This window comes from Pseudomonas sp. Mb7 (assembly GCF_054790525.1).
Genome location: NZ_CP186501.1, coordinates 2,851,901 through 2,865,651, shown reverse-complemented (window position 1 = coordinate 2,865,651; position 13,751 = coordinate 2,851,901). Strand labels below are relative to the sequence as shown.

3 protein-coding genes are annotated in these 13,751 nt (G+C 59.5%); 2 read left to right on the top strand and 1 reads right to left on the bottom strand.

The genetic code is table 11. The features are described 5' to 3' along the window. Positions 1 to 97 precede the first annotated feature (97 nt). Complete coding sequence (locus tag ACOYXH_RS13015; RefSeq protein ID WP_460410784.1) at positions 98 to 7,444, top strand: NEL-type E3 ubiquitin ligase domain-containing protein; 7,347 nt, start codon at positions 98 to 100, stop codon at positions 7,442 to 7,444. 45 nt (positions 7,445 to 7,489) lie between these two features. Here the strand turns inward: ACOYXH_RS13015 and metH are convergent, their stop codons facing one another. Then, positions 7,490 to 11,200: a methionine synthase gene (gene metH / locus ACOYXH_RS13010; protein WP_095047830.1), complete on the bottom strand. Its 3,711-nt coding sequence runs from the start codon at positions 11,198 to 11,200 to the stop codon at positions 7,490 to 7,492. 155 nt (positions 11,201 to 11,355) lie between these two features. Between metH and ACOYXH_RS13005 the strand changes: the two genes are divergently transcribed. Beyond that, entirely contained in the window at positions 11,356 to 13,638 is a 2,283-nt protein-coding gene (locus ACOYXH_RS13005) for a fatty acid cis/trans isomerase (protein ID WP_460410783.1), read from the top strand. Positions 13,639 to 13,751: the final 113 nt, after the last annotated feature.

Sequence of the window (13,751 nt, the reverse complement as noted above, 5' to 3'; positions counted from 1 at the left end):
ATATCAGGTTACTCACGGCCGGACCGGCAATAACCGGATACCGCAAATCCGCTGACGGGATATGGTCTGCTGATCGCTCCATCAACTAGGAGTGATCATGATCGCTATCCCTTCCAACCCAGAGACGACGCAAGCTGCGCCGCTCGCTCGAGCTGCCGCTGACAGCCAGCCGACAACGCTCAATACAACGCAAAGCCTGCACCGCGATTTTCTCGAAAAGTCGATCCCGCCGTGGCTGTCCAGCGCTTCGCCGCAACGGCGCGAAGCGCTCAAAACCGTTCCGACTGCGCTGCCAGCGTGGTACCTCGACGCGACGCCGGCACAACGCAAGACGCTGGCCGACAGCATGAAGGCCAGCGTTGTCGCCCAAAACGATCTTGATAGAACCATGGCGACCCTTCAGGACGTCGAGACATTTGCCAGGCCATTGCTGCTCAAAGCGCTCGAGGACCAACATCAATTACAAATCGATGTCGACAAGACGCTCCTGTGCCTGCGGCGTCCCGTCGAACTGGGCGTTGAAAAGATCGAGCTGGCGTCCTTCGAGGTCCTCAAACTTTCGATGCTGGACGCAGCGCTGCACAACTTCGAAGCTGACGAATGCAAGCAGGGCGCTTATCACTCGACGTCAGGTTTCGTTGTAGCAACCTCCACCCCTGGTACATTCGAGTACGTGAGCATCGGCCTGACGGTGATGCAGTTCCTGACGCTTTGCCGAGAACTGGATGTCGGCAAGCAGTATCAGACCTATTTGACGACATTCTTCCACCCGGCCGATGCTGTGGCAGAGGCGGTGCTCAGCGAGCGCTTCATTGCCAGCCAGAAGGCGACGATGCGCGCCGCAGCCGATCAGGCGCTGTTGCAAAAAGACATTGAACCGGCGGATCACGCAATGATTGTGTCGGTGATCCACGGCAACATGCACCCGTGGATGGGCGAGAAACAGGTCTGGTTCAGTGACCTGGGCGTGATGAAAAAAAGGCTGACCGGCTGCGTGGTGTTTGTCATTTGCCAGAAGTACCGCTACAGCGACGAGCTGATCCTTTACATCCCTCACGATCCGGAGCACCCGCTCAAGCGCTATACCGTCCAACAGGTGCGCGATGAGTTCAAGCGCTTGCTCACCGCCCGCGATCCCGCACAAGCGCCAGGCGCGGAACCGACCGCGTACCAGCGTTTTTTGAGCCAGTTTCTGCCGTATGACCAGCGTGCGTATTATTTCAGCCAGTTCAGACAAAAAGCGGCCGATTCACCGGGCGATGCATGGGCAATATGGCGCTCGCCATGGCTGGCTGTGGCGCAGGTGTTGGCGGGCGGTTCGGTGTTTACCCGGATCCGTGAACTGCCACCCGAGCGTGAGATCAGGTGGGATCCTGTGCCTGATCCTTACATTGCGCCATCGACGTTCGGTCGCAGCGGACGGGGGATTTGGGCGCCCAATGAGGATCTCTGGCAATACCTTTACACCCAGAGCCGTGCCAAGGTATTGGCCGACGCACGAAGCCATGCCGTGCCAGCGGCAGATGTCGATGCGAAGGCCCGTGACGCCAAGCTCGCTCATCTGCTGCAGATCGGCATGCTTGGCCTGAACCTTGTCTCGATGTTCGTGCCGGTGCTGGGCGAGGTCATGATGGTGGTGATGGCCGGGCAGTTGCTGACTGAAACCCTGGAAGGCGCGATTGAATGGAGTGAGGGTGATCGTCGGGCGGCGAAGGATCACCTGATCGATGTCGCGGAGAATCTGGCGCAGATTGCGTTGATGGCGGGAGTGGGGGCCGGGGTGCAGAAAATCTCCGGCGCCAGAGCCGTGCCGATCATCGAGCGGCTGCAGTCGGTGAAATTGCCCAATGGCGAAACTCGCCTGTGGAGAGCCGACCTTAGAGCTTACGAGTCCGCTGTCACGCTGCCAGACAGCCCCGGCCCGAACTCTGCCGGCCAGCATGTGCTGGAAGGTCAAACCTTCATACGCCAGGACGGCAAGGTCTACGAGCAGTTTTACGATGAGTCGATCAGCAAATGGCGCATCAAGCACCCTACCGATGCCAGCGCCTGGCAGCCGGTGCTGGAGAGCAACGGACGCGGTGCCTGGCGGCACACGCTGGAGCGGCCGCGGGATTGGGATCGTCTGACCCTGCTGCGGCGCATCGGCCACGCAACCGAAGCCTTCACCGACGCGCAGTTGATCAAGGCTGCCGATATCAGCGGTGTCACTGACGCCACTCTGCGCAAGATGCACGTCGATTCTGCGCTACCGCCACCGGAACTGACGCAGGCCATGCGCGTGATGCAGGCGGATAGCAACGCGGCACTGGTGGTTGAACAGTTGCGCGGGACAAAACCGATCGACGAACTGTATCTCTTTGCGTTGCCGCTGATCACCGAAATGCCGCGCTGGCCGGCGAACCGGGTGCTGGAAGTATTCGACGGCGAGCAACTGTCCGGCAAGTCGGTCAGGTATGGTTCCGTGCGGCGGTTTCGCGACGTCGGCGTCAAGGCACCGATTCAGATATCGCGGGCCGATATCCTCAGCGGTGGCCTGCCAGCACACATCCTCGCGGCGCTGGACGAGTCAGAACTCACCCGGCTCCTGGGCGAGCAAGGTGCACGCGTGCGCGATGCCCGGCCGGCAGAGTTCGGCAAGCAGATCGCCGATTACGCCGACACTCGTCAGCCGGCGATCTACGACAGCCTCTACAAGGGAACCGACCCCATCGATTCCCGGGTTGCGCGTTTGCAGAAGGCCTGCCCTGGACTCAGCGAACCCGCGGCACAAACGGTGCTGGCCCATGGACGCTCCGATGATCTGGAGCGACTTGACTCAGGCCATCGAGTGCCGCTACGCCTGCTGGAGGAGGCACGCTGGTACGCGCGTCAAAGCCGACAAGTCGCGGCCTATGTCGGTCTGCGCAGTGAAAATGTCGCTTCGGCGGACAGCCGGCGCTTGGCGTTGCACACGCTGGAGCAGTTGCCGGGTTGGGCCGACAGCGTTCGCATTGAAGTTCGCGAGGGCAATGACGCCGGCATGCTGCTTGACAGCATCGGCAGTGAAACAGCCAGCGAGAAGAAATACCTGATCAAGAAAGGCGCTCAGTTTCAGGCGTTCGACGAACGTGGTCTTGCACTCAACAGCCTGCCTCGCAACGGCGACAACTTTTACTCATCGATCATGTATGCCTTGCCTGATGACGCGCGCCGCAGCCTCGGTGTGCCCGAGGTGGGGCAGTCCGCCCGGTTACAGAAAAAGATCATCGATCATGCCGATCGGCATCAGGCAGATACGCCTGCGCTGCTTGCGCCACAGGTCAAATGGATCAAGCCGCCCGTGCGTGTGAACGCTACGTTGATCGGTTACCCCGCGAGCGGACGCGGCGCCGGGTTGCAAATGAACCTGACCGCTCATGTGTGCGATGTCTATCCGCAGCTTACCTACGAACAGGCTAATGGTTTCATTCTCGAGCAGTACCGGACGGGTAAAGACGACAACGCGATTTTCCAGCTGTTGCAATCACGCCGCCATGAATGGCAGCAGTTGAATACGACGCTGGATGAATGGGCAGGCACATCCACGGCGGCGCCTTGGGAACGTTCCGCAACGGATCACAAGTTTCGCGCCGCGCAAGCGCTGAAAACCTGCTGGCGCAACGCCTTGTCCGCTGGAGTTTCAGGTGCCGATGAACTCTCGATATTCACTTATGACCCCCTGCCAGAGCTGAATGCAGACTTTGCCCATGTGCGTAAACTTTCAATTGGCGGCAATGGCATCACCGACGCCAATGCGGACGCCTTTCTGGCGCGATTTGCCAACGTGCAAAAGCTGTCGCTGGGGGAGCGTGGCAGTCTGTTTGGCGCCTACATGGCGCAAGAGCAGGCACTGACGACCTTGCCTTTGACTGTGACCCGGATGTCTGCACTGAAGAAGCTCAAGTTCAGGACGTCAGTCAGGGTGATGGCTTCTGATCTTTCGACAAAATTGAGGACGTTGACTGCCCTTGAGGAACTTCATCTTGATTTTTTCGACGGTCGGAGCCATGCCGCTGGCCTGGATCTGACGCCCCTCAAACGCCTGAAGAAACTCAGGATCGAAGCGTCGGGCCTGACGCAATGGCCGGCCTATGTGCAGCAACTGCCTGAACTGGAACGACTGGACCTGACGCAGACCGCCATCACATCCATTCCACAATCGCTCTATGTCGGACACGAAAAACTCTGGGCAGGCTTGTCGCTGGACTGGTCCAGGTTCTCTCATGAAGCGTTCAAACCCGCTTACGACTATGTGAAAAACTACATGGGGCAGTGGCGACATCTGGTTGATCTGGACTTGATGGTTCGCCGCTACTGTGCCGGAGAACTGCAGTTCCTGACGGGCGAGGCCGGCCGCCTCAATCCGTTGCCCGAGCGCATCATGACACTCTGGAATACCCCGGAAACCCGACTCAAGGCAGTGGAGATTCTACGTGTGGAGCACACCGCAATTTTCCGCCAGTTCTACGAGCCCACCGCATCTGATGGATTGCGTAATGCAATTCCCGCCGCCCGCTGGCAAGCGCAGCCCAATGCACGGGTGGTACGTGCTCTGGAAAAGAACTGGCGTGCAGCCATACGCAGGCGCTATCGCTTGAATGACGACGTTCGTCCTTTCAATGGGACGAACTGGGCATCAAGCACCGAACTCGACGATGCCGGCGTGTTTGAACTGGTGGACACCGCATGGGTACAGGGCGAAGAGTCGGTCAGTGAACTGCCGCAATTGCCAACCGGTGCGTTTGCTCACGTACAGAGTGTGCGGCTGGATCGGTTGAATGTGCCGATCGACCAGATTCGCGATTTTCTCCGGGCATTCAGTGGCACCACGAGTCTGCAAGTCACCGCCTGCGGATTGACGGAACTGCCGATCCGGCCAGCCGATGCAACCCACCTGACGCAACTGGATTTGTCTCTCAACCTTATAGCCGTTACCCCTGAGGTTCAGAGCCAGCTCAATGCCCTGAACAAACTGGAACATCTCAATGCCCGGCTCAATCGCCTGGACACACTGGACGTTTCTCGCCTGAGCGGGCTCAAGACGCTGAACCTCAGCGTCAATGGATTCAATCAATGGCCGACTGGGGCGGAAAGCCTGCCGCATTTGCGAACGCTGGATTTACGTCATAACACCATCGGGTCGCTCCCCGAACAGGTGCTTGTCAACGACGCTGTGCTGCTGAAGACCCGCCTGCAGAACAACCGCTTCAGTACTACAGGCGAGGCGGACATGCGGGCGGCGCAGCGCCGGATTGAAATGTCCATTGGATTGCCGGAAGGCGCCTTGCAACGATTCGACGCGCAATCGGCGTCATTGCCGGCCAATTCAAGCGGGACCCCGCCGGAAAGTGCACTGGAGCGCGCCGGTCAGTTGTTAGCACTCCCGCCTGTCTCTGCACCCGGCGACGGTTTCGACATGAATGCCCGTGTACTGGAGATATTTCCCTCGCTGACGCTTGAACAAGCGCAAGCCAGCGTTGCCCGATTGCGCGATGAAGGCCTGTCCCCGGAGCAAATGGCGGACAGGCTGACCCAGTGGCGAGCAAGTGACGAGACGCTGACGCGTGAGTTGAACGGCTGGATTTTCGGTGCGACGCAAGGGCCTGGTGAAAGCGTGTCATCGTCCACAAGGTTCTTCGACGCGACGAGGATCCGCACTTGCTGGCGGGACGGGCTCACTGCGCTTTCCGAGTCCGCCGGACAGACGCTGAGCCTTTCAGCGGGGGCCATGAGCGATCTGCCCGCGCTGTCAAACGTGTTTGCCCATGTGCGGACACTGGATCTGACAGGGATCAAGTTTTCAGTTGATAGCTTCAACCTCTTTTGCCCGGCGTTCCCTGAGTTGACCACCCTGAGACTCAACGGCAATGCCCTGGAACGGCTGCCGGAAGCTGTCGGTCGTTTGAACCGTCTGGAACGTCTGGAGTTGAGCGGTAATCGGCTGGCCGTGGCACAAACCGTGTATCAGCACGTGGGCGGGACGCAACTGCGCTGGCTCGACCTCAGCCACAATCAGCTGGAGGAGTTCAGCGCCATCGCCTTCGTCCGTCTGGAGACGCTCAATCTCAGCCAGAACGGTCTGGAATTCTGGCCTGACGGCGTGCTCGATCTGGCGCATTTGCAACGACTGGACCTGTCGGGCAACAACATCATGGTCTTTCCTGACCGACTGTTGGACGGCAACCATCAAGCGCTGGTGGACGGCACCGACCTGTCCGAAAACTCCCTGTCGCTCAATTGCCTGCAGCAACTGCGGGAATACAGTGCGGCCAACGCAGACCGTGATGTCATGGGTTATTCCCAGGCTTTTCTGCAGCGTGAAATTGCCGAACGCGAATTGGAGACCGACAGCGATTCGGATGCTGGCTCCGGTCAGGGATCGGATTCGGATTCGGGTTCCGACAGCGATGGCCCCAGTGGGGGTGGCGGTTCCCGGCGGGTTGATACGCATGCCGTTGTGGAGGCAGCGGAAGTGATTGCCGATCCGGTGCAGGATGCGGCAGTGCCAGCGATGGCAATCTGGATGACGTACACACATGCAGATGCGCGTGCCGCGCGGCAGGCGCTATGGCTGCAATTGGCTGATCAGGACAACCATGAATCGTTCTTTCATTTGCTCTCGACCTTGCCCGATACCCTTGAATTCCGGTTGTCCGGCGCTGATTTGACCCATCGGGTCTGGCAAGTCATCGAGGCCGCCACGGAAAACGCCGAGCTGCGAGAGCTGTTATTTCTCAACGCCGAGACCCACGGCACCTGCGGCGATGGCCGGATCCTGTCATTCAGCGAACTGGAAACCCGCGTCTATGAATACAACGCCCTGCGCGATATTCCACGACACCGCCCGGAGCAACGCGGCAGGGCCTTGCTTGAGCTGACGCGGCGTCTGTTCCGCCTGGAAAGGGTCGACCGGCTGGCAGAAGCCGCGGCGAAGAACAAGGATCGGGCGGAAATCCGTCTGCAATACCGGATCGGCATGACCCGAGGCTGGCCGGACGGGCTGGATTTGCCGGCGCAACCGGAACACATGCTGTACGCCGCACCGATTCGCGGGCAGCAGTTGATCGACGCGCGCACGTCGGTGCTCAGGGATGAAGCATCCGAAATGTTTCTGGAAAATCTGATTTCACGCGATTACTGGATCCGCTACCTGCGCGATCGCCACATCGAGGTGTTCGAAACGCTCGAACTCAACGCCAGGAGGCGGCAGGAGGAGGTGGAGGATACATTTGCCGACATACACAGCAGCGCTTATCTGGAAGCAGTGGATTCACTTCAGATCGAACTGGCAGAAGCTCGCATCGATGCACTGAAGGCAATGACGCGTACGGAGTTGGCTGCGCTGACGACAGTTCGCGAGGCGGAGCTGCAACCCGGCCCATCCTCACCACAACCCGGCCCTTCCTGGCGCCGTGACAGGTAATTGAGTGGACCTGAGAGCAGGGCGCTCTCAGGTCCATTGCGCAACTTAACTGTCGTAACCCAGATTCGGCGCCAGCCAGCGCTCGGTCACGCTCAGCTCCTGGCCTTTGCGCGAGGTGTAGCTTTGCACCTGATCCTTGTCGACCTTGCCCACGGCGAAGTACTGCGCTTGCGGGTGGGCGAAGTACCAGCCGCTGACCGCAGCCGCCGGGAACATCGCGTAGTGTTCGGTGAGGAACACACCACTGCGACCGGCGCGCATTTCTTCGGCTTGCGGATCGAGCAAGGCGAACAGCGCCGCTTTCTCGGTGTGATCCGGGCACGCCGGGTAACCCGGAGCAGGGCGGATGCCGCTGTATTGCTCTTTGATCAGCGCGTCGTTGTCGAGCACTTCGTCCTTGGCATAACCCCAGTGCTCTTTACGCACTTGCTGGTGCAGCCACTCGGCGCAGGCCTCGGCCAAACGGTCGGCCAGGGCTTTGACCATGATCGAGTTGTAGTCATCGCCAGCGTCTTGATAAGCCTTGGCCACTTCTTCGGCGCCGATGCCGGCGGTGGTGATGAAACCACCGACGTAGTCGGTCACTTCACTGTCCTTCGGCGCTACGAAGTCGGCCAGGGAGAAGTTTGGTTTGCCGTCGGTCTTGATGATCTGCTGGCGCAGGTGATGCAGCTTGGCCAATGGCTTGCCGTCATCGCCGTACAGTTCGATATCGTCGTCATGTACTTGATTGGCCGGCCAGAAGCCGAACACCGCACGGGCGCTGATCAGCTTCTCGTCGATCAGCTTGGCGAGCATCTCCTGCGCGTCCTTGTACAACGCGGTGGCGGCCTCACCGACCACTTCGTCTTCAAGGATGCGCGGGAACTTGCCAGCCAGGTCCCACGAAATGAAGAACGGCGTCCAGTCGATGTATTCGGCCAAGACCTTGAGGTCGATGTTGTCCAGTACCTTGCTGCCGGTGAAGGTCGGTTTGACCGGCTGATAATTGGCCCAGTCGAACTGTGGCTTCTTGGCGATGGCGGCGGCGTAGCTCAGGCGCTCGGTGCGGGCGCTGCGGTTCGAGGTACGTTCGCGCACATCGATGTATTCCAGACGCGTCTTTTCGACGAAACCAGCCTTCAATTCTTTCGACAGCAACTGCGTCGCCACGCCAACTGCACGGGAGGCGTCGGTCACGTAGACCACGGCATCGTTGCTGTACTTCGGCTCGATCTTCACCGCCGTGTGCGCTTTGGAAGTGGTCGCGCCACCGATCATCAGCGGCAGGTGGAAGTCCTGGCGCTGCATTTCACGGGCAACGTGAACCATTTCGTCCAGCGACGGCGTGATCAGGCCGGAGAGGCCGATGATGTCGCACTTCTGTTCTTTGGCGACCTGCAGAATCTTCTCCGCCGGCACCATTACGCCGAGGTCGACGATGTCATAGCCGTTGCAACCGAGTACCACACCGACAATGTTCTTGCCGATGTCATGCACGTCGCCTTTCACGGTTGCCATGAGGATCTTGCCTTTGGCTTCCGGCTTGTCGCCTTTTTCCAGTTCGATGAACGGGATCAAGTGCGCCACCGCCTGCTTCATCACTCGCGCGGATTTCACCACTTGCGGGAGGAACATTTTGCCGGCGCCGAACAGGTCGCCGACGATGTTCATGCCAGACATCAGCGGGCCTTCGATCACTTCGATCGGGCGCGCGAACGACTGACGCGATTCTTCGGTGTCTTCTACGATGTGCGTGGTGATGCCTTTGACCAGCGCATGTTCCAGACGCTTGTTGACCTCCCAGCTGCGCCACTCTTCGGTCTCGGCTTCCTTGACGCTGCCGTCGCCCTTGTACTTGTCGGCGATGGCGAGGAGGGCGTCGGTGCCTTCCGGCGTGCGGTTGAGAATCACGTCTTCAACGGCGTCGCGCAGTTCCTGCGGGATCTGATCGTAGATCTCCAACTGCCCGGCGTTGACGATGCCCATGGTCAGGCCCGCGCGGATCGCGTACAGCAAGAACACCGAGTGGATCGCCTCACGCACCGGGTTGTTGCCACGGAACGAGAACGACACGTTGGACACGCCGCCCGAGGTCAGCGCATACGGCAGTTCGTCGCGGATGTAGGCGCAGGCGTTGATGAAGTCCACCGCGTAGTTGTTGTGTTCTTCAATACCGGTGGCGACGGCGAAGATGTTCGGGTCGAAGATGATGTCTTCTGGCGGGAAGCCGACTTCGTTGACCAGAATGTCGTAGGAGCGTTTGCAGATTTCTTTCTTGCGCGCTTCGGTGTCGGCCTGGCCGGCTTCGTCGAACGCCATCACCACAACGGCGGCGCCATAGCGCTTGCACAGTTTGGCGTGGTGGATGAACTGCTCGACGCCTTCTTTCATGCTGATCGAGTTGACGATGCCCTTGCCCTGAATGCACTTCAGGCCCGCTTCGATCACTTCCCATTTCGACGAGTCGATCATGATCGGCACGCGGGAGATGTCCGGTTCACCGGCGATCAGATTGAGGAAGGTCACCATGGCCTTCTTCGAATCGAGCATCCCTTCGTCCATGTTGATGTCGATCACCTGCGCGCCGGCCTCGACCTGTTGCAGGGCGACTTCGAGGGCTTCGGTGTAGTTGTCTTCACGGATCAGGCGGGCGAACTTGGCCGAGCCGGTGATGTTGGTACGCTCGCCAACGTTAACGAACAGCGAGTTGCGATCGATAGTGAACGGTTCCAGACCCGAGAGGCGGCAAGCCTTCGGAATGTCCGGAATCTGACGCGGCGCGTAACCGGCGACGGCTTTGGCGATGGCTTCGATGTGCCCCGGGGTGGTGCCGCAGCAACCGCCGACGATGTTGAGGAAGCCGCTTTGGGCGAATTCTTCGATGACTTTGGCGGTTTCCGACGGCAGTTCGTCGTACTCGCCAAACTCGTTCGGCAGGCCGGCGTTCGGGTGCGCGGATACGTGGGTGCTGGCCTTGTTCGACAGCTCTTCCAGGTACGGACGCAGCTCACTGGCACCGAGCGCACAGTTGAGACCAACGGAGATTGGCTTGGCGTGCGCCACGGAGTTCCAGAACGCTTCTGTGGTTTGCCCCGACAGGGTCCGGCCGGAGGCGTCAGTGATCGTGCCGGAAATCATGATCGGCAGTTCGATGTGCAGCTCTTCGAACACGCCTTGCACGGCGAAGATCGCCGCTTTGGCGTTGAGGGTGTCGAAAATGGTTTCGATCAGGATCAGATCAGCGCCGCCCTCGATCAGGCCTTTGGTGGCTTCGGTGTAGTTTTCCACCAGTTCATCAAAGGTGACGTTGCGGTAGCCGGGGTTGTTGACGTCGGGCGACAGCGAGCAGGTGCGGCTGGTCGGGCCGAGCACGCCGGCGACGAAGCGCGGCTTGGCCGGGTTCTCGGCGGTCTTGGCGTCAGCGACCTTGCGCGCCAGACGTGCGCCTTCTACGTTTAGCTCGTACGCCAGTTCTTCCATGCCGTAGTCGGCCATGGAAATGCGCGTGGCGTTGAAGGTGTTGGTTTCGAGGATGTCGGCGCCGGCATCCAGATAGGCTTTCTCGATGCCGCCGATCACGTCCGGACGGGTGATCACCAGCAGGTCGTTGTTGCCCTTGACGTCACTCGGCCAGTCCGCGAAGCGTTTGCCGCGATAGTCCTGTTCTTCGAGCTTGTAGCTCTGGATCATCGTGCCCATGCCGCCGTCGAGTATCAGGATGCGCTCTTTGAGAGCTTGCTTGAGAGCTTGAAGGCGGACGCTGCGATCGGACATTTGGACTACTCGGAAAGACCATTACGAAGGAGCGGGATCATAGCAAACCTGTGCGCTTTTAGAGCATGTGGGGCTTTTTCATGAATATCGCTCATGTTGGTACGAGCGTCATACTGTAGAATCGCGGCGTTTTTTTCAGGATCGGGATCAAGGGCATGTCGTACCGCGTCATCAGCATTTTATTGCTGCTTTTAAGCTGGGGCGCCGTTGCGCAGGAACCCACGATCTCATATAGCCGTGATATCCAACCGATCTTCACCGAGAAGTGCGTGGCCTGCCACGCCTGCTACGACTCGGCCTGCCAGTTGAATCTGGGCAGCGGTGAGGGCGCGGCCCGTGGTGCGAGCAAAATGCCGGTCTACGATGGCGAGCGCACACAAGCGGCACCCACCACTCGACTGTTTTACGATGCCTTCGGTAAACGTGCCTGGCAGCAAAAAGACTTCTATTCGGTGCTCGATGCCCAAGGCAGCCAGGCTGCGCTGATGGCGCGCATGCTCGAACTTGGGCACAAGACGCCACTGACGCCGAATGCCAAGCTCCCGGAAGACATCGTCCTGGGTCTGAACCGCGAAAACCTGTGCGCGATGCCCGCCGAGTTCGAAGGCTACGCCGGCGCGCATCCGAAAGAAGGCATGCCGCTGGCGGTGACCGGGCTGACCGATCAGCAATATCAGACGCTGCAGCGCTGGCTGGCCTCGGGTGCGCCGATTGACGAACAAAGCCTGGCGCCAAGCACCAAAGAGGCGCTGCAGATCGTCCAGTGGGAAAACCTGCTCAACACTCCCGGCGCGCGGCAAAGCCTGGTCGGTCGCTGGTTGTACGAGCATTGGTACCTTGCGCATATCTATTTCAAGGACGGCGAGCCGGGCCATTATTTCCAGTGGGTACGTTCGCGCACGCCGACTGGGCAGCCAATCGACCTGATCGCCACCCGTCGCCCCAACGATGATCCGGGCACTCAGGTGTATTACCGCTTGTGGCCGGTGCAAGGGGTGATCGTGCACAAGACCCACATCACCTATCCGTTGAGCGCGGCGAAAATGGCGCGGGTCAAAAGTCTGTTCTATAGCGGTAACTGGCAGGTTAATGCCTTGCCGGGCTACGGCCCGCAGAGCCGCGCCAACCCGTTCGCCACATTTGAAGCGATCCCGGCGCAGGCGCGTTATCAGTTCATGCTCGATAACGCCGAATACTTCGTCCGCACGTTTATTCGCGGCCCGGTGTGCCGTGGTCAGATCGCCACCGACGTGATCCGTGACAACTTCTGGGCGCTGTTCCAAGCGCCGGAACATGACCTCTATATCACTGACCCGAACTATCGCGGCCAGGCCACGCCGTTGCTGGCCATGCCCGGGCAGAACGATGACGTCGGCAGCGTACTGAGCCTGTGGCGCAACTACCGTGACAAACGAAACGAATACGAAGCCTTGCGCCGTGACAGCTACGCTGATTTGCCGGCGCCCAGTTGGTCGACCCTGTGGGCCGGCAACGACAACGCGCTGTTGAGCATTTTCCGCCACTTCGACAGCGCCTCGGTGACCAAAGGCCTGATCGGCGAGGTGCCGCAGACGATGTGGCTGTTCGACTATCCGCTGCTGGAGCGCACCTATTACCAGTTGGCAGTCAATTTCGATGTGTTCGGCAACGTCTCCCATCAGGCGCAAACCCGTCTGTATTTCGATTTGATCCGCAATGGCGCCGAGCAAAACTTCCTGCGCCTGATGCCGGCCGACTCCCGAGAGGATTACCTCAACGATTGGTATCAGAACAGCGGCCAGTTCAAGATGTGGCTCGATTACGAAGCGATCGACGACGACAAGCCGACGGCACTGAAACTTGATGAGAAAGACCCTAAATACGACTTCGCCATGCAATTACTGGCGCGTTACGGTGATCTCAATGCGCACCCGGATCCAATCAACCGCTGCGATGGGGCTTACTGCTCGCGGCCGAATATTGACCCGGCCCTGCAAAATGCCGAGCAGGCGCTGAGCCGCCTGACCTCGCGTCCGGCGGCCGGCTTGAAGGTCATCGACCAACTGCCGGAAGCCACCATGCTGCGCATTGAAACCGCCAACGGCAAACGCGAGGTCTACAGCCTGTTGCGCAACCGTGCGCACAGCAACGTGGCGTTCCTGCTCGGAGAGTCGCTGCGCTATCAGCCCGGGCTGGACACGATCACCATTTTTCCGGGCGTGCTCAGCAGTTATCCGAACTTCATGTTCAACATTCCGGCCGATCAAGTGCCCGAGTTTGTTGATGCAATGGAAAATGCCAAGGACGCCAACCGTTTCGAGAAAATCGTCGAACGCTGGGGAATTCGGCGCAGTCACCCGCAATTCTGGTTCTATTTCCACGATCTGAGCCAATACCTGCACGAAACCGATCCGGTGGAAGAGGGCGTGCTGGACATGAACCGCTACGAGAATCTTTGATCGTTTGAAACAGGCCGACTGTCACAGCTTCAGGTAACACACAAATCCCCTGTAGGAGCGAGCCTGCTCGCGAAGGCGGAGTGTCAGGCACCGAATACATTGAATGTGCCGTC